Genomic DNA, 17,248 nt, shown 5'->3' with positions numbered 1-17,248 from the left:
TCGTGAATTGCTGTTTCGCACTCGCGAAACGCGTTTATCGTCCCTAAATTAGCGTTCGACATGCAGGGAGGGGTCAGATGGACCGTATCGACGCAATGCGCCTGTTCGTTCGCGTGGCTGAAGCGGGCAACTTCTCCAAGGCCGCCGCGGCGCTCGGAGTGGGCCAGCCCACCGTGTCCCGCCGCATTCAGGATCTCGAAGCCCAACTAGACGTTACGCTCTTCCAGCGGACAACACGTGCGCTCAGCCTGACCGAAGCAGGCGAACGTTTCTACCGACGCGCAGTCGACCTGATCGCGGATTATGAATCTGCGGAGGCTGAAGCGCGCGGCCTGCAACATGAGCCGGTCGGCCTGCTACGCATATCGTGCTCGAATTCCTTCGCCCGGCGGATTATTGTCCCGGCCATTCCACCGTTTCTTGAGAAGTATCCCCGCATTCGGTTCGATGTGATCTCGGATGACGCGCTGACCGACCTCGTCGAGGAAGCCATCGACCTGGCGTTCCGTTTTGGCCATCTCAGCGATTCCCGGCTGATGACTCGGAAGCTCGCAGATTCTCCACGTACGCTCTGGGCAGCGCCCGAATACCTCGCGCGCAAGGGCACGCCGCAAACCCCGGCGGACCTGGAGCACCATGATGCCGTCCTGTTCAGGAAAGGGCTCTACTCTGACTGGACTCTGACACGCGGCAACGAAAAGATAACTGTGAGGGTGGACGGCCCATTCGCAGCGTCTGGCGGCGACAATCTGGTTCAGGCAGGTCTCGCCGGGCTCGGTATTCTCATGGCACCGAACTGGCTGGTTTCAGGCTGCGTATCGGATGGTCAACTGGTCCGCATCCTCCCGGATTGGGAAATGGAGAGCCTGCCCGTGAATTGCGTCTGGACCGCCGGCCGCCTGCGCGGAAAGACAAAGCTCTTTGCCGATCACATCACCGAAGCGCTGAAAGACGCCATGTCCCACTGCTAGTCCGGCGCGTGTTCCGTGCTTGGGAAGACGCCGAGAATTTTCAGTGATTGCGAGAAAAATCCCAACTCTTCCAATGCCAGCTGAACGTGTCGCTCATCCGGGTGGCCGTCGATTTCGGCATAGAAGAGAGTCGCGGTGAATGACCCGCCGACCATATAGCTTTCCAGCTTGGTCATGTTGATGCCATTGGTCGCAAATCCGCCCATCACCTTATAGAGCGCGGCAGGAATGTTGCGAACCTCGAACATGAAGGCCGTTTTGGCGGGGCCATCCTTGGCTTCAATGTCCGAATGGTCCTTTGACATGATGATGAATCGCGTCGTGTTGTGGGCGGCATCTTCGATATCTTCAGCGAGGATTTCTAGACCGTAGACCTCGGCAGCCAATCGCGGCGCAATTGCCGCCACGGATGGATCGCCCAGTTCGGCCACCTCGCGGGCAGCGCCCGCCGTGTCCGCCGCTGTCACCGAATCAATGCCATGCGTGCGCAGGAAATTGCGGCATTGTCCGAGGCCCATGATATGGGACCGCGCTTTTTTTATATCTGCCAGACGCGTGCCCGCCAGCGCCATCAACTGGAATCGAATCGGCAGATAATACTCAGCAACGATCTGAAGCTCGGTGTTCGGCAACAGATAGTGAATGTCCCCCACCCGACCGGCAATCGTGTTTTCCACGGGAATCATCGCCAAATCGGCATCTCCCCGCTCCACAGCCGCGAAACAGTCCTCAAACGTGCGGCACGGCATCGGCTCAAGGGCAGGATACGCTTCGTTGCAGGCGATATGAGAGTTTGCGCCAGGTTCACCCTGATACGCGATTTTGCCGGTCATGGGTTTGATGTCCCCTTTTTCGTTGAATCATGTGCGTCGGATCGCCGCGACGAAAGGGGGAAGCCCTATAACGCACAGCCTTTATATTGTCTGCACTCCGTTAGCGTGCCAAAAGGCGCGCGCCAAGACGTATGACCAGACAGATTCGAAGGAATGCCTCCATGGGAGAACTCGGTCTCAACAAGATTTTCGGTGCGCTGCTCGCTACAGCCCTCGGAGTCTTCGCCCTGCAGACACTATCCGGCATCGTGTTCAGCGGTGGAAGCGAAGGCGCCCATCATGGCGACGAGCACGCTGAAGCGGCCTCCATGACAGAACAGATGTGCGAAAAATTCGCCTACTGTGTCGAAGTTGCCGACGCGGGCGGTACCGGCGGCGAAGCCGAAGAAGTCTTCGACCTCGGCCTTTTGCTGGCCAGTGCAGACATTGCTCGTGGTGAGCGTACCTTCAAAGGCAAGTGCGCCACGTGCCACACGATTGATCAGGGCGGCGCGAACGGCACCGGCCCGAACCTCCATGATGTGGTTGGCGCCGACAAGGCCGCCCATGCCGGGTTTGCTTATTCGGCCGTGCTTGAGGGCATGGATGGTGAGTGGTCTTACGCAAACCTGAATGACTGGCTCTACAACCCATCTTCCTACGCACGTGGCACGACCATGTCCTTTGCTGGCCTGCGCCGCGATGATGACCGTGTAAACGTGATTGCCTATCTCGCGTCCAATACTACAAACGCGCCTGCCTTCCCCGAGCCGCTCGCGGCCAGCGGTGAAGAGGGTGATGCGGTTGAAGCTGCCCTGCCAGCCGATGGTGTGGACGATATGGAAAACCCAACCCTCGCAACCGGCGAAGTCGAAACCGTTGATGCGGTCGACGGCACCGGCCCCAATGATGGCGATGTCGGCGAGACAGTTACCATTCCTGATTCCGTTGCAGAAGCTGTTGAAGAATCCGCGGATGCCGCAGAAGAAGCGGCTGAGGAAGCTTTCGAAGAGGCTGCTCCGACTGCCACGGAAGAAGAAGGCGAATAAGCCCTAGGCTATCTGGTCCGACATCCAGTCGGGCTGACGTCCTCTTTCCGACAAAACATCTATGCGCCGGGCCCCTATGGGCTCGGCGTAATAGTTTGCGATCCGGGTGATGGCCGACTCCAGCGGCTCGACCGCGACGGCCATGTGCCACGCATTCGCATGCAGCAAATGGTCGGCATCGGTCATGATGCCGACATGCCCTTTCCAGAAGACGAGATCGCCTCGGCGCAAGGCATTCGGCGCGCGCCAGTCCGGAATATCATTCCCGGCCCACGCAAACTGCATGTCACTGTCGCGCGGCAGTATCACACCGACCGCCTCGAAGGCCTGCTGGGTCAGCCCGGTGCAGTCGATCCCGAGGCTCTCCCGTCCCCCCCACAGATATGGCGTGCCGAGAAAACGCTCCGCCACCACGACCGGATCATCCTCCAGAAACTCCATCGGAACGACATGGCGCGTGTGCACCCATCCGCCACGATCCGAATAGAGCCAGTCACCTTCCCGCCCGCTGACCGACAAACGTGCGCCCTGACTCAACAGGAAGCGTGGGGCAGATTTGAGGTCAGGCTCGCTGTAACAATGTGTCTTGGATGACGAAATCTGATGCGTCGGCTGTAGCAACGGCGCAGATAGCGCCTCCATCGTCACCCAACCGCAATACCGGTCACGGCGACACTGGACCAGGCCGAACTCGCCCTGCTCTCTAAGGACGTCCACAATCTCGCCATGCAGGGCCTGCGTCGCGAGGCGGCCATCGGGCGTGGGCGTCTCACGTACAGCCGCCACACGGGCCGTCACCTGATGGGCAAAGGCTTCACCCGTGGGGCGTTGCAGTCTCTTATCGTCAAATGTCGGCATGCCTGTTCCCGTACTCGGGCGCCTCAGGCAGCGGCGTTGGTCTTCCCGCTGCGCTTGGGCGCCAATTGGCTGTCATCCTTGCCAGAAGCTGCGGCAAGAACAAGGCCGGAGAATGTCCGCAGATATGCCATACCGGCCGGTGTGCGCTCGATGAAGATATTGCGCAGATCTGTATCGTCCTTGATCCGGCGGATGAAATCGAGCCGCGCCAACGCATCCAGCGCCCGCGTGACCGCTGGCTTGGCGATATTCAGGTGCTCGGCCAGGCCACGTACCGTATGGGGTCCGGGCGTCAGCGCGATCGTCATTAGAATGGCTTGCTGGCGCGCGGTCAAATCGGGCGCGTCCGAACGCACAGACGCCGTTACGGCACGCCGCCACAATTCCAGACCTTCGCGCTCAGACAGTGCCATTTCTCTACCCTTATTGTTCGCCTTATCGGAGAATCTCAGGTGATTTGCGGACTCCGTCTAGGGGGCTTGTCCTGTAAAGCTGGGGACAGGGGCCTTCACATTCCGGCCGAAACGCACGACATTGCAGGCATGGCCCAATCACATAGTCACATTCACGCAAACACCCCGTGCAGCCCCCAGGACGTGGATGCTTTCCTCAATGAGGCGGAAACCCTCGTCATGCGGCGCGGACAGCGGATGACGCGCATTCGCCGCAAGGTATTGCGCCTCCTGCTTGAGAGCACAGCGCCCGCCAAGGCGTATGATTTGCTGGCCAATCTCGACGGCGAAGGCTCTGCCAAGCCCCCTACCATCTATCGCGCGCTCGATTTCCTCCAGGAAACCGGCCTCGCCCACAAGATCGAAAGCCTGAACGCCTATGTCGCTTGCGGCCATGCCAGCCACAATCACTCCGCAGTGTTCCTCATCTGCGACACGTGTCATGGCGCTGAGGAGCTGCACGCAACTGCGACGAATGAAGCGCTCGACGCTGAAACCACCGCCGCAGGCTTCCAGATGACCCGCGCTGTCGTGGAAGTGCGCGGCAAATGCCGGGACTGCGCCGCATGATCACATTGTGGAGGGGGAGCTGCAATCAGTGGGATTGCGACGAGATGGGGCACATGAATGTGCGCGTCTATGTCGAGAAGCAATTGGAAGGCCTCGCCGCCTTTGCGCCAGACCTCGGCATGCCACACGCTTTCAAGGCGTCGTCGCCCTCGACGATCATTCCGGTCGACCAGCATATCCGCTTCGTACGCGAAGTTTTGCCCGGTCGGCCGCTCACCATGAATGGTTGCGTGCTGGAAGCGGATGAGGATAGCGCCCTGATCTATCAGGAACTACGCCATGCCGAGGGATCGCTCGCCGCCGCCATGCGCACGCGTGTGCTGCATGTCGATACCACCATGCGCAAACCTTTCCCGTGGAGTTCCAGAACCCGCGCGGCCTTCCCGAACTTCACCGACACCGCGCCCGAGGAGTCCGCGCCTCGCTCCATCGACATGTCGGCGCCGGGCCTGCCGCTGGCGGACATCACGCTCGACCGGGTAAAGAACGTCGGCGCTCCGCTCGCCGGACGCGGCGCCATTCCGCCCCAACATCTCGACGTGCATGGGCGCATGCAGCCCTATTGGATGATCGGGCGCACCTCGGATTCGGTACCGAATATTCTCTACAATTGGCGCAAGCGGGTGGCCGACTCTGCGGGCGATCTGCGCATGGGTGCTGCAGTATTGGAATACAGGCTCCGCTACCATGCGATGCCCGTCGCCGGAGATTTGTATGAACTGTACACGTCGTTTGGCGGCGCTTCGGGAAAAACGCACAATCTGATCCACTGGATGATGGATCCAGCCAAAGGTACGCCTTGGGCCACCATGCAAGCGACCGCTATCACGCTGGATCTCGATGCGCGCAAGGCCATCCCAGCGCCGCCCGAAATGATAAGTGAGCTGACCGAAATGGCGGCGCCCGGCCTTGAAATCTAGGCTTCCTTGGCGATGATATCTGCCACAGCCGGAATATCCTTCAGGTTCAATCCGGCGATATTGATGCGTCCCGAATTTGGCATGTAAAGACCACTCTTCTCACGCATCGCCGTGATACCCTCCTTGGACAGCGGCAGTTGGCTGAACATACCATTCTGCATCGCCACCGCGCCGAGCCGGTTGGAACCGGTCTTCTCGACCAGTGCATCGGCAAGCGCCTTGCGCAGCGAGATCATCCGCTCACGCATCTGCGTCAGTTCGGCCTCCCATTCGGCGCGCATGTCTGCATTGTTCAGGATGGTGGCGACAATCGCCGCGCCATGCGCGGGCGGCATGGAATAGCTGGCCCGCGCCAGCGCCGCAACATGGGTTGCCGCCGCCGCGATGCCCTCAGCGGACTCTCCTACCGCGAGGAAACAACCAGCGCGCTCGCGGTACAGGCCGAAATTCTTGGAACAAGAATAGGAGACCAACGCTTCGCCCGCTGCCTCGATGAAGGCGCGCACGCCTTTGACGTCTTCGTCCAGCCCCTTGGCAAAGCCGTGATAGGCAACGTCCAGCATCGCGATCAGGCCCTTACTTTTCACCAGCGCTCCGACCTTTTTCCAGTCATCGATGGTCAGGTCGATGCCAGTTGGGTTGTGGCAAGGTCCTTGGATGATGATGCCATCGCCGCGTTCGGCCTTATCGATGCCCGACAGCATGGCAGCAAGATCCAGCTCACCCGTCTCCGGATCAGCATAGGGATACTCGGCAACGTCCAGTCCCATGAAGCGCACGACGTTTGGATGGTTGGGCCAGGTCGGGTTCGACACCCAGACCGTCTTGACGCCCATCCGGCTCATAAGGCCGGTGCCAAGGAACAGCGCGCCGCATCCGCCCGGTGCGGTGAACGACAGCGTACGCCCTTCCTGGATAGCGGTCGCCCCTTCCCCGAACACGAAGCCTTCGATGGCGGCGCAATAGTCGGTATTGCCGCGCGGGCCTTCATACACTTTCGTGGTCTGGGATTTCAGGATCAGCGCCTCGGCCTTTGCCACGGCCAACATCACCGGCGTTTCGCCCTTGTCATTCTTGTAGACGCCGACACCCAGGTCGAATTTTTCATCGCGTGGATCTTCGCGATAAGCCGTCATCAGGCCGAGAAGTGCATCAGTCGGCATTGGCGTCAGGGTCGAGAATTGGGACATGTTGGAAATCCGTTTCTTCTGGGAAGTCGCGCCGGACCCTATGCAGTTGTGGATGCCACGGCAACCGCCACGAACGGAACCGATTGTCGCGTCGGGACTTTAATCTTCAGATACAGAAAGGCCCCTCATGACCCAGCACGCCAATACCGCCCTCGAATGGCTCATGCGGGCCGGGTATGGGGCGCGGGGCATGGTTTACCTGATCGTCGGCGGGCTCGCCTTTTTTGCAGCCCTGAACGGCGGCGAGGCCGAAGGGACCTCTGGCGCGCTGAACTTCCTGATCCGTCAGCCTTTTGGTGCCGTGCTGCTGGCCATCACGGCGGCCGGCCTTTTCGCCTACACACTCTGGCGACTGGTGGACGGCATCATGGACCTCGAAAATGAAGGCGATGATGCCGAAGGCTACGCCAATCGCGCAGGTCAGATCATGTCAGGCCTGACCCATGCCGCCCTCGGTATCTCGGCCATCCTCATCATGATGAAGGGCGCGCAGGCCAGCGGCAACGATTCCTCGGCCGAAAATTGGAGCGCATCCTTGATGCAGCACCCAGCAGGCCGACTGGTCGTTATCGCCGCCGGAATCACGACGCTAAGCGTTGCCGTCTACCTTTTTGTGAAATCGTGGAAGGCGGCCCACCGTAAAGACATCGTCCGCAAGGAAATGGCGGAGAAGCTCGAGCCCGTCGTCCGCTTCGGTCTTGCCGCACATGGCTTCGTCTTGTTGATTGTTGGTGGTCTGATCCTGACTTCTGGCATAACCGCCAACCCGGAACATGCCGCCGGCCTTGGCGAAGCACTGCGCATTCTGGAGACACAGACGTTCGGACGCATCCTGCTCGCGCTCGCAGGAGCGGGCCTTGCAGGCTTCGCGGTCTATTGCTTCGTGATGGCGCGCTATCGTATCGTGCCTAAACTGTCAGGCGACGCACTCTAGGCGCGCGCCGCCTGTCAGCTCATTGTGATTAGTCGACCAATGTGGCTTCGGTTTTCGACTTCACCTCGTCCAGCGTTACGTCCGGCGCAAGTTCGACGATTTTCAGGCCGCCCTCGACCACGTCCATCACGCAAAGATCGGTGATGATCCGGTCCACCACTTTCAGGCCGGTCAGGGGCAGCGTGCATTCCTTCAGGATCTTGGACTCGCCGCGCTTGTTCGCATGATCGGAGATCACCACGACACGACCGACACCAGCCACAAGGTCCATCGCACCGCCCATGCCCTTGACCAGCTTGCCGGGGATCATCCAGTTCGCCAGGTCGCCATTCTCAGCCACTTCCATCGCACCCAGGATCGCCATGGCGATCTTGCCGCCCCGGATCATGCCGAAGCTGGTCGCACTGTCGAAGTAGGCTGTCTGGGGAAGCTCGGTAATCGTCTGCTTGCCAGCATTGATCAAGTCCGCGTCTTCTTCGCCCTCATAGGGAAACGGCCCCATGCCCAGCATGCCGTTTTCCGATTGCAGCGTGACGTTGACGCCGTCCGGAATATGGTTCGCCACCAGCGTCGGAATGCCGATGCCGAGGTTCACATACATGCCGTCTTCAAGTTCCTGCGCGGCCCGCGCCGCCATCTGGTTACGATCCCAAGGCATCAGGCACTCTCCTTTTTGCGGACAGTCCGCTGTTCAATCCGCTTTTCGAATTCGCCCTGCACAAGACGGTGCACATAAATGCCCGGCAGATGGATCGCGTCGGGGTCCAGTTCGCCCGGCTCGACGATTTCCTCGACTTCCATGACGCAAATCTTGCCACAGGTCGCGGCGGGCAGGTTGAAGTTGCGCGCGGTCTTGCGGAAGATCGCATTGCCGGTCGTATCGGCTTTCCAGGCTTTCACGATGGCGAGGTCTGCGAAGATCCCCTCTTCCAGGATATAGGTCTCGCCATTGAAGACCTTCTCTTCCTTGCCCTCGGCCACCAGCGTGCCGACGCCCGTCTTGGTGTAGAAGCCCGGAATGCCCGCGCCACCAGCGCGCATACGCTCGGCCAGCGTGCCTTGCGGGTTGAATTCCAGCTCCAGCTCGCCGGACAGGTATTGCCGCATGAATTCTGCATTCTCGCCGACATAGGACGAGCACATCTTCTTGACCTGCTTGGTCTGTAGCAACACGCCGAGCCCAAACTCATCAACGCCCGCATTGTTGGAATAGACGGTGAGGTCCTTGGTGCCGGCCTCGCGGATTGCCGCGATGGACAGTTCCGGAATGCCGCACAGGCCGAATCCGCCTGCGGCAATCGTCATGCCGTCAAACAACACGCCATCCAGCGCGTCTGCGGCCGTCTTGTATATCTTGCTCGCCATGAAGTGCGGGCCTCCCCTTGGGTAATGCTGCGGTGCAGCAGGGGTTCTAGACCTGCTCGACCGTTTGTTCAATTGCTCCGAATATCGAATGCCCGGATTTGTCGAGCATTTCCATCCGCACAACATCGCCCGGTGACATGAAGGGGGTCTTGAATTCGCCGGTCGCAATCTTCTCGATCATACGGATTTCGGCGATGCAGGAATAACCGCGCCCGCCTTCGCTGACAGGTTTTCCGGCGCCGCCATCGGCGTCCTTGTTCGACACCGTGCCAGAGCCGATCACCGTGCCGGCTGACAGGGGCCGCGTCTTGGCCGCGTGGGAAACGAGCCGTGCAAGGCTGAACGTGGCGTCTTCGGCGGCCTCAGCGCGGCCAAAAGGCTCGCCATTATAGTCCACGCGCAGCGGCAAATGGACGAGGCTGCCCTGCCACGCCTCGCCCAGTTCGTCCGGCGTGACGGCAACCGGCGAGAATGCGCTCGGCGGCTTGGACTGGAAGAAGCCGAACCCCTTGGCGAGTTCGCCAGGGATCAGGCCACGCAGCGAGACGTCATTGCACAACATGACCAGCTTGATGTGATCAGCGGCCTCCGCCTCGCTCGCACCTATCGGCACATCATCGGTGATGACGGCGATCTCCCCTTCCATGTCACAGCCCCAGGCCGTGTCTTTCAGCGGGATCGCATCGCGCGGCCCGAGGAAGGCATCGGAGCCGCCCTGATACATCAGCGGATCATCATAGAAGCTTTCGGGCACTTCCGCGCCGCGCGCTTTGCGCACCAGTTCAACATGGTTGATATAGGCCGATCCATCCGCCCACTGATAGGCACGCGGCAATGGGCTTTCGCAATCATGCTCATGGAAACGGGCGGTTGGCACGCTGCCCAACTCGACCTGCTCGGCCAGCTGCTGCAGCTTCGGCGCATAGACGTCCCATTTGTCGAGCGCCGCCTGCAGCGTCGGCGCGATGCCTGCCGCATCTGTGTAGCGGGTCAGATCCTTCGAAACGACAACAAGACGGCCATCGCGGGCGCCATTCTTCAGTGTGGCGAGTTTCATTCAGCATCTCCGCTGCGTTTCAGGAAAAAGAGTTTGTTGGACGCGTCCGAATTGGCAAAGCCGATATCCGGCAGGCCGTCGCCGTTCATGTCACCCACCGCGAGATCGTACGTGTCTTCATCGCCCGGCAACAGGGTCCGTTGCGGCAGGCCTTCAATGTTCATCACAACCGCGTTCGGGCCTTCATTGGCGAAGATGGCATCCGGGCGGCCATCGGCGTTGAGATCCATCACGCGCACGCCCTGTGATACCTCGTCCTCCGGGCCGATCAGCGCGGCGCGGGGAAACCTGCCCCCCTCATTCAGGAACACACGGTTCGCGCCTGACAATATGGCCGTAACAAGATCAAGGTCGCCGTCCCCATCCCAGTCTCCCAGCGCCACGGAGCGGGATTCCCATTCCGCGTTGCCGACGAGCACCGGCGCGGCATACCCGTCACCATTGCTCAGGAAAACCGCGAGTGTCGCATCGCCGCGCAGGGCGAGAACCACGTCCACCTCGCCGTCATCATTCAGGTCGCCGGTTGTGACCCCAACAGCAGGCAGGTCGGACAATTGAACCGTTCTTGCGTCGGGCCCGAGCGGCCCCAGAGCGATGAAGGAGCCGCCCTTCCGGTCTGCGATGATGAGATCCGCTGCGCCGTCCTTGTTGATGTCCGCCGTTGCGCAGTCGCGCGCCGCGCTGGCCTCGCCAATCTCCCCAGCCTCCGTCAAATGCCCTGCCCCGTCATTGCGGAACACGGCGACAGGCAGCCAGTCCCGCGGGACGAGCAGGTCCATGTCACCATCATCGTCGATATCCGCCGGGCAACCGCCATAACCAGTTGTACGCCATTCCCCGATCTCTGCTGCCATCGGGAAGTGGCCTTTGCCATCATTCAACAGCAACACATCTGCAACGGGCCAGTGGCGGCCATTCACCGAGACAATATCGAGATCCCCATCGCCATCGAAATCCGCGAAGCTGATCCCGGCGCTGAAATCATTCTCGCCGCCAAACCAGTTGAACTCTTCAAAATGAGTCAGGCTTTCAGTGTCTGTCAGCGGGATCACCAGCCGGTCAGCATGGGCAGGCAGTAACGCACACGCGGCGAGTAGAACTGATACCACCGACACGGTCCCAGTCTTCAGTGTGGCGAGTTTCATGGTTCAGCTTTCCTCCGCGATCTTCTCATGCAACCAAGCAGCATGCCTCGGCGCTTTCTTCGTCGCACTCCATTCCTCGATCATTGGCTGGGCAACCTCTTTCAGCTGCGCCATCTGGTCCGGCGTACCGATGTCGGCGGCCAGTTCGATGCGGTGGCCATTCGGATCAAAGAAATAGATCGACTTGAAGATGCCATGATGCGTCGGGCCCAGCACGTCGAGCCCCATGCCTTCAAGGTGCTCCTTGGTCGCCATCAGTTCGTCCATGGAGCCGACACGGAAGGCGATATGCTGCACCCATTGCGGCGTGTTCCGGTCACGGTCCATGTTCGGCTGGGTGGGCAGTTCAAAAAAGGCGAGCACATTGCCGTTCCCGGCATCCAGGAAGACATGCATGTACGGATCATGCGCGCCGGTCGACGGCACCTTGTCCTCAGCGATGGCCAGCTGGAAATCCATGCCCAGCGCATCGCGATAGAACTCCACCGTCTCCTTCGCATCCTTACAGCGATAGGCAACGTGGTGAACGCCTTTCAGGGGGGCGGGAGCCGTCATTACGCGTCCTCCTCTACCTTCAGGGCGCCTCGCTCAATCTGGTCACGTTCCATGCTTTCGAACAAGGCCTTGAAATTGCCCTCGCCGAAACCGTCTTTGTAGTCGCCCTTGCGCTGGATGAACTCGAAGAAGACCGGGCCGATCTGCGCCTGCGCAAAGATCTGCATCAGCAGGCGCGGCTCCCCGCCCTCGGTCGTGCCGTCCAGCAACAGGCCGCGGGTCTTCAGGCCCTCGACGTCTTCGCCATGCCCCGGCAGGCGCCCGTCCAGCATCTCGTAATAGGCGGCCGGCGGCGCGGTCATGAAGGGCACACCGCGCGCTTTCAGGCGATCATAACACGCATAGAGATCGTCACAGATCAGCGCGATATGCTGGATGCCTTCGCCATTGTATTCGCGCAGGAATTCCTCGATCTGGCCCTTGCCGCCCTCGCCTTCCTCGTTCAGCGGAATGCGGATCTTGCCGTCCGGCGCCGTCAGCGCCTTGGAGGTCAGACCGGTATATTCGCCCTTGATGTCGAAATAGCGGATTTCCTGGAAGTTGAAGAGCTTCTCATAGAAATCTGCCCAATATTTCATCCGGCCACCATAAACATTGTGCGTCAGGTGATCGATCAGCTTGAAGCCGGCGCCAACAGGATTCTTGTCCACACCCGGCAGGTATTCAAAGTCGATGTCATAGATATCGAGATCGTCGCCATAGCGGTCGATCAGGTAGATGATGGAATTGCCGATGCCGCGAATGCCTGGAATGTGTAGCTCGCTCGGGCCGGTATTCACGTTCACCGGCTCGGCGCCTTGAGCCAGAAGGTGCTGGTAGGCCTTGCGGGCATCGCGCACGCGAAAGCCCATACCGCAGGCGGATGGGCCATGCTCACGGGCGAAATACCATGCAGCGGATTTGGGCTCGTAATTGGTGATGAGGTTGATACCACCCTGACGCCACAGCTCGACATCCTTGGTCCGGTGGCGGGCAATCTTAGTGAAGCCGATCAGCTCGAACACCGCTTCCAGATGGCCTTTTTCAGGCGCGGAAAATTCGATGAACTCGAAACCGTCGAGGCCGGCGGGATTTTCAAACAGGTCTGCCATGGTACGCTCCAGTCGTAATTCCGGGGGGTCAAAACTATTAGTTTCATATGTAACTATTTGACAGGCGGAACGCAACCCTGAATCAGTAAACCATGCCTGATATTGAAAACGTTTCTTTGCTTCGCCTGCGCGAATTCCTGCCCTACCGCCTGTCGGTCCTGTCGAACACGATCTCGACGCGTATCGCGAGCCTGTATGACCGCGAATTCGGCCTCTCTATCTGGCAGTGGCGGGTCATGGCCGTGACCGGCGACCGGCCCGGCATCAGTGCCACCGAAATCGGCCAACTGACCGCCATGGACAAGGTCGCGGTCAGCCGCGCCATCGCCGCCATGATCCAGATGGGCTATCTGGAACGCAAGACGTCAGAGACCGATGGTCGGCGCTCCCAGCTTTTCCTGACGCCAGCTGGCCGCGATGTGTACGAACTCATCGTGCCGATGGCGCTCGGCGCGGAACAGGAATTGGCCAGCAGCCTGACGGAAGACGAGCAGAAACAGCTCGAACACCTGATGGGCAAACTCGCCGATGCCGCCTCCCCCGACCGCCCGCTCTGGTAGAGCTCAGGCCAGCGGCCAGAACATCGGTATGACGATCATGGACGCCGCGAACATTACCAGGTTCAGCGGCACACCGATCTTCAGAAAATCCGAGAATTTATACCCGCCCGCACTGTAGACCAGCGTATTGGTCTGGTAGCCGATGGGGGTCGCAAAGCTTGCACTGGCGGCAAACATCACGGCCACGACGAACGGCCTAGGATCAATGCCCAGCTGGCTACCAAGGCCAATCGCAATCGGCGTCAGCAGGATCGCGGCGGCATTATTGCTCATGATCTCCGTCAGGAAGGATGTGACGAGGTAGAGTACTGCCAACACAGCCAGCGGCCCCATCCCGCCCGTCAGTCCCGCAAGATGCCCGACCAGCAGGCTGGCCGCACCAGTTTTCTCCATTGCCGTACCGAGGGCCAGCATGCCGAAGATCAGCATCAGGATATCCCAGCGGATCGCGCGATAGGCTTCCTGATGGTCCAGGCATCCGAGCGCAACGACGGATGTTGCCGCAATCAGCGCGAGCGCCGAGATCGGCAGCACGCCCAGCGCAGCGAGCCCCATCACCGACACCAGCGCAACAATCGCAATGGGCGCCTTGCCCCGTCTCATGGCGCGCTCGGTCGTCTCGGTAAGATTGTTGAGAATGCCATCGTCAAACAATTGGCGCATGCCCCGTGCCGGACCTTCCAACAGGACCGTGTCGCCCACGTCGAAGCGAATGTCGTCTGTATTGGTGACATTCTCCCCGCGCCGGTGGATCGCCAGCACGTAGACACCATAAAGCCTCGCCAGGCCGAGTCCGCTGAGCGACCGGCCGGTCAACCGCGATTGCGGCCCGATCACGCCTTCCATGATGACGGTCTCGCTTGTCTGGATCGGTTCAAAGGCAGGCCGCGCATCAGAGGCTGATGCGCCGATAGCGATACTGCCCGCCTCCTTCAGTGTCAGGACTTCTGAGACCGGTGTACGCAAGACGATCCGGTCTCCGGCCTGGATCGACAGGTCGCGCAAATCCGCCCTCAGTGACAATCCATCCCGAAAGACATCAATCACCTTGAATCCCTTCTCTGCAGAAAACCCGGTTTCGGAAACCGTCTTTCCGATCAGCGGCGACCCCAAAGGGATCAATATCTGCGCCAGAAATCGCCGGTCCTTCGCATTCGGCAACATGTCCACCAGCGATTCCCGCGTCGGCAACAGGAAGGGCGAAGTCAATGCGAGATAGGCAGCCCCGACCAGCGCGAGGATCACCCCGGCGCCTGTGATCTCGAACACGCCGAACGGGGCCAGCCCCGCCTCCTGCGCGACGCCGTCCACAAGGATGTTGGTCGAGGTGCCGATCAGCGTCGTCGTACCGCCAAAGATCGCCGCGAAGGAAAGCGGAATCAGCAGTTTTGACGGCGCCACGCCGATCGTCCGCGCGAGTTGGATCACCACAGGGATCAGCACCACGACGATTGGCGTATTGTTCATGAGGGCGGACAGGATCATCACGCCCAGCATCATGGCCAGCATTGCCACTACTGGCGACGCCCGGCTGGCGAGTCGCGAGACCAGCCGTCCAGCCGCATCAATCACTCCGGTTCGCTCCAGCGCCGCCGACAACACGAACATGGCCGCAATCGTGATCGGCGCGGAATTCGAAAAGACCGAAAGTGCCTCAGGCACCGACAAAATACCCGTGAGCAACAATGCGCCCATCGCCAGCAGCGCGACGACATCCGCCGGCAGGACTTCCCTCACGAAACCAAAAAACACGATCCCCACCAGCAACAGCACGATGGCAATCTCTACCCCCGGCAGGGTCAGAATATCAGCGGGCATGGGGTCAGCTCCAATGGCAACCGCGCATCCTTACACGACCGCAAATTGTTCCACTACTGAGCTTTTCTAAATCCAGCCGATATGCCCAGACCTATCTGGACCCGCGCCGCCGCACTTTCAGCGACCGTTCCACGAAGGCATCTTCCTCAAGCGTGAACCGCTCGACGAGGCGCGCAAGGAAGGCCGACAGCTGGTCGCGCACTTCATAAGGCGCTTCCATCGGCAGGAAGTGGGTCGTGCCGCGCACCGCCTTCATCATCATGGCGGGATAGGACAGGATCAATCGCGCGCGCACCTTGTCGCTGATCACGGAATCCCGGGTCGGCCTCAAAATGGTCATCGGGATATGGTGTTTCTTTACGCGGCGCAGGGCACCCCAAGGCCGGTTGCGCTGGGCGGCAAAGGTCGCTGCTTCCCATTTCGGCTCACACAGCAGACGCCAGGTCTGCTCATCGCTATCAGCAGAATTGTGGTCGGTGCGTTCAATACCATCCAGCAGGTAATCTGCCAGAAAGGGCTCGCGCCATGATTTGAATGCGCCGCGGCCTGTATAGGACTCAAGCGTCTCACGGAACGATCCGAACTCGGCGCGACGTTTCTTGGCCTGACGGGCCATGGCATTGCGCCGCAGAAGGAATGAAATAGGCGACAGGATATGCTGCCAGAAATAAACCGATTTCGACATGATTACCGGGTCGGCCAGTACGAGGCCTTTGACGAGATCGGGTCGCTTGCCTGCCACCAACAGGGCCACGCACCCGCCCATGGAGTGCCCGCCCAGGATCACGCCCTGTGGCGCTTCTTTCTCCAACCATTCGATCACATCGTCGCGGTGGCGTTTCCAGGATTTCATGCGGCCGGGTTTGGCCTGCAATGTGGAACGACCATGCCCCCGCATGTCGAGCGCCGCCACACGCTGGCGAAGCCCGAGGGGCGCCAGCAATGACTGATAGGTCATTCCATTGAATCCGGTCGCATGCAGCCATACCGCAGAGAAGGGCTTTATTGGGTCACCGAATTCAATGCCGGCCATCTCTCCGCCGGCTTTGGCCTCATACGTAAATCGACGCATCAGCCCCTCGATCCAAAGACGCGCCGCAACAGATCGGTCGTCCGAGCCACAGGATTCTCACGGATCTTCTTCTCCTCTGCAGCCACGTAGTGGAACATGCCATCCAGTCCCAGTGTGACCGCGTGATTGGTCAGGTCATTTTGCAGGCTGGAGGTGACTCCCCCGACGCCATAGCTATTGGCGACCTGCTCAAGTGACGTGAATGCACCCGCCTGTGCAAGCGACGTTTTGACATAGGGTGTGAATGACGCACGCAGCTGGCTCTCGGTCTTCTCGCGCAGGTAGTCTGTTGCCGCTGTGTCGCCGCCATTCAGGATGCGCACAGCATCCTCAATCGTGATCTGGCGGATCGCTCCTATGACCAGCGTCTTTGCCTCCGGCACAGCTGCCTCCGCCGCCCGGTTCATGCGCAACTCCAGATCATCCAGCGGACCGCTCGCCCCAACGCGCGACAGGCCGGATTGGATATCTCGATAGGTTTTCGGAAGCGGAATACGAATTTCCGAATCTCCGAAATAGCCATTGGTCTGGCCCAGTTGCGCTGCCACGATGTTGGTGCCCACTGTGAGCGCTTCGCGGAGACCGGCATCAATTTCGGCTTGGCTGAGCGCACCGCCCTGCCCTGTTTGCTGGCCAATCACCTCGCCCAGAACCCGCCCCAGATCACCAGAGCTGCCCGTGGTCGCACAGCCCACTGGCACCGTCAGCAGCGCCATAGCTGCGATCATCATTGGTCTCATGGCCGTCTCCTCCAGTTTTCTCCAGATGACCGTACTCGACGCCGTGACCGAATAGAAGCCACACGAGGATGTATTGCTGCAGCGCCAGC

At 60.2% G+C, this 17,248-nt stretch carries 19 protein-coding genes; 6 read left to right on the top strand and 13 right to left on the bottom strand.

Annotated features, from left to right (window positions below):
* Positions 1–77 precede the first annotated feature (77 nt).
* Positions 78–971, top strand: a complete 894-nt coding sequence (locus tag L53_RS12600) for a LysR family transcriptional regulator (protein ID WP_034816006.1) — start codon at positions 78–80, stop codon at positions 969–971.
* Here L53_RS12600 and L53_RS12595 read toward each other — a convergent pair.
* Positions 968–1,804 carry a prephenate dehydratase gene (locus tag L53_RS12595; RefSeq protein WP_034816003.1) on the bottom strand — a complete coding sequence of 279 codons (837 nt, stop codon included), beginning with the start codon at positions 1,802–1,804 and terminating at the stop codon, positions 968–970. The genes L53_RS12600 and L53_RS12595 overlap by 4 nt on opposite strands.
* 161 nt (positions 1,805–1,965) lie before the next feature.
* Between L53_RS12595 and L53_RS16520 the strand changes: the two genes are divergently transcribed.
* On the top strand, positions 1,966–2,832 hold the full coding sequence (locus tag L53_RS16520) for a cytochrome c family protein (protein WP_051607923.1): 867 nt from the start codon (positions 1,966–1,968) through the stop codon (positions 2,830–2,832).
* Between the two features lie 3 nt (positions 2,833–2,835).
* Here the strand turns inward: L53_RS16520 and L53_RS12585 are convergent, their stop codons facing one another.
* Both L53_RS12585 and L53_RS12580 read right to left on the bottom strand, forming a co-directional pair.
* Complete coding sequence (locus L53_RS12585) at positions 2,836–3,690, bottom strand: C40 family peptidase (RefSeq protein ID WP_034816000.1); 855 nt, start codon at positions 3,688–3,690, stop codon at positions 2,836–2,838.
* Positions 3,691–3,713: 23 nt separating this feature from the next.
* On the bottom strand, positions 3,714–4,103 hold the full coding sequence (locus L53_RS12580; RefSeq protein WP_034815997.1) for a MarR family transcriptional regulator: 390 nt from the start codon (positions 4,101–4,103) through the stop codon (positions 3,714–3,716).
* Positions 4,104–4,232: 129 nt separating this feature from the next.
* Here L53_RS12580 and L53_RS12575 point away from each other — a divergent pair, with 129 nt between their 5' ends.
* A complete protein-coding gene (locus tag L53_RS12575; RefSeq protein WP_051607922.1) occupies positions 4,233–4,712 on the top strand; it encodes a transcriptional repressor in 480 nt (159 codons plus the stop codon).
* Positions 4,691–5,632: a thioesterase family protein gene (locus L53_RS12570; protein WP_034815995.1), complete on the top strand. Its 942-nt coding sequence runs from the start codon at positions 4,691–4,693 to the stop codon at positions 5,630–5,632. Before L53_RS12575 ends, L53_RS12570 begins: the two co-directional genes overlap by 22 nt.
* Here the strand turns inward: L53_RS12570 and L53_RS12565 are convergent.
* Positions 5,629–6,822 carry an amino acid aminotransferase gene (locus L53_RS12565; protein WP_034815992.1) on the bottom strand — a complete coding sequence of 398 codons (1,194 nt, stop codon included), beginning with the start codon at positions 6,820–6,822 and terminating at the stop codon, positions 5,629–5,631. The genes L53_RS12570 and L53_RS12565 overlap by 4 nt on opposite strands.
* 127 nt (positions 6,823–6,949) lie before the next feature.
* Between L53_RS12565 and L53_RS12560 the strand changes: the two genes are divergently transcribed.
* Positions 6,950–7,756, top strand: coding sequence for a DUF1206 domain-containing protein (locus tag L53_RS12560; RefSeq protein WP_034815989.1), 807 nt, complete (start codon positions 6,950–6,952; stop codon positions 7,754–7,756).
* 28 nt (positions 7,757–7,784) lie between these two features.
* On the opposite strand, the gene L53_RS12555 is transcribed toward L53_RS12560, so the two are convergent.
* The 6 genes from L53_RS12555 to hppD are packed head-to-tail and all read right to left on the bottom strand — an operon-like array spanning position 7,785 to position 12,969.
* A complete protein-coding gene (locus tag L53_RS12555) occupies positions 7,785–8,414 on the bottom strand; it encodes a CoA transferase subunit B (protein ID WP_034815987.1) in 630 nt (209 codons plus the stop codon).
* Positions 8,414–9,121 (bottom strand): CoA transferase subunit A, encoded by a 708-nt coding sequence (locus L53_RS12550; protein ID WP_034815984.1) that lies wholly within the window; start codon positions 9,119–9,121, stop codon positions 8,414–8,416. The genes L53_RS12555 and L53_RS12550 overlap by 1 nt, the downstream gene beginning before the upstream one ends.
* 46 nt (positions 9,122–9,167) lie before the next feature.
* Positions 9,168–10,178, bottom strand: a complete 1,011-nt coding sequence (locus tag L53_RS12545) for a fumarylacetoacetate hydrolase family protein (protein WP_034815982.1) — start codon at positions 10,176–10,178, stop codon at positions 9,168–9,170.
* Positions 10,175–11,323 carry a VCBS repeat-containing protein gene (locus L53_RS12540; RefSeq protein ID WP_034815979.1) on the bottom strand — a complete coding sequence of 383 codons (1,149 nt, stop codon included), beginning with the start codon at positions 11,321–11,323 and terminating at the stop codon, positions 10,175–10,177. The genes L53_RS12545 and L53_RS12540 overlap by 4 nt, the downstream gene beginning before the upstream one ends.
* A gap of 3 nt (positions 11,324–11,326) precedes the next feature.
* On the bottom strand, positions 11,327–11,878 hold the full coding sequence (locus L53_RS12535; protein ID WP_034815976.1) for a VOC family protein: 552 nt from the start codon (positions 11,876–11,878) through the stop codon (positions 11,327–11,329).
* Positions 11,878–12,969 carry a 4-hydroxyphenylpyruvate dioxygenase gene (hppD, locus tag L53_RS12530; RefSeq protein WP_034815972.1) on the bottom strand — a complete coding sequence of 364 codons (1,092 nt, stop codon included), beginning with the start codon at positions 12,967–12,969 and terminating at the stop codon, positions 11,878–11,880. The genes L53_RS12535 and hppD overlap by 1 nt, the downstream gene beginning before the upstream one ends.
* Positions 12,970–13,061: 92 nt before the next feature.
* On the opposite strand from hppD, the gene L53_RS12525 reads away from it, so the two are divergent.
* Positions 13,062–13,529, top strand: a complete 468-nt coding sequence (locus tag L53_RS12525; RefSeq protein WP_034815969.1) for a MarR family winged helix-turn-helix transcriptional regulator — start codon at positions 13,062–13,064, stop codon at positions 13,527–13,529.
* 3 nt (positions 13,530–13,532) lie between these two features.
* On the opposite strand, the gene L53_RS12520 is transcribed toward L53_RS12525, so the two are convergent.
* From L53_RS12520 to L53_RS12510, 3 genes are all read right to left on the bottom strand, one after another.
* Positions 13,533–15,347: an SLC13 family permease gene (locus L53_RS12520; protein ID WP_034815966.1), complete on the bottom strand. Its 1,815-nt coding sequence runs from the start codon at positions 15,345–15,347 to the stop codon at positions 13,533–13,535.
* Between the two features lie 91 nt (positions 15,348–15,438).
* Positions 15,439–16,419 carry an alpha/beta fold hydrolase gene (locus L53_RS12515; protein ID WP_034815964.1) on the bottom strand — a complete coding sequence of 327 codons (981 nt, stop codon included), beginning with the start codon at positions 16,417–16,419 and terminating at the stop codon, positions 15,439–15,441.
* Positions 16,419–17,159 carry a DUF4197 domain-containing protein gene (locus L53_RS12510; protein ID WP_034815961.1) on the bottom strand — a complete coding sequence of 247 codons (741 nt, stop codon included), beginning with the start codon at positions 17,157–17,159 and terminating at the stop codon, positions 16,419–16,421. Before L53_RS12510 ends, L53_RS12515 begins: the two co-directional genes overlap by 1 nt.
* Between the last annotated feature and the right edge of the window lie 89 nt (positions 17,160–17,248).

The organism is Hyphomonas sp. L-53-1-40 (assembly GCF_000682775.1).
In the GTDB taxonomy this organism is placed as follows: Bacteria; Pseudomonadota; Alphaproteobacteria; order Caulobacterales; family Hyphomonadaceae; genus Hyphomonas.
The sequence above is the reverse complement of the archived record's forward strand: the minus strand, read 5'-3'. Positions and strand labels throughout refer to the sequence as shown.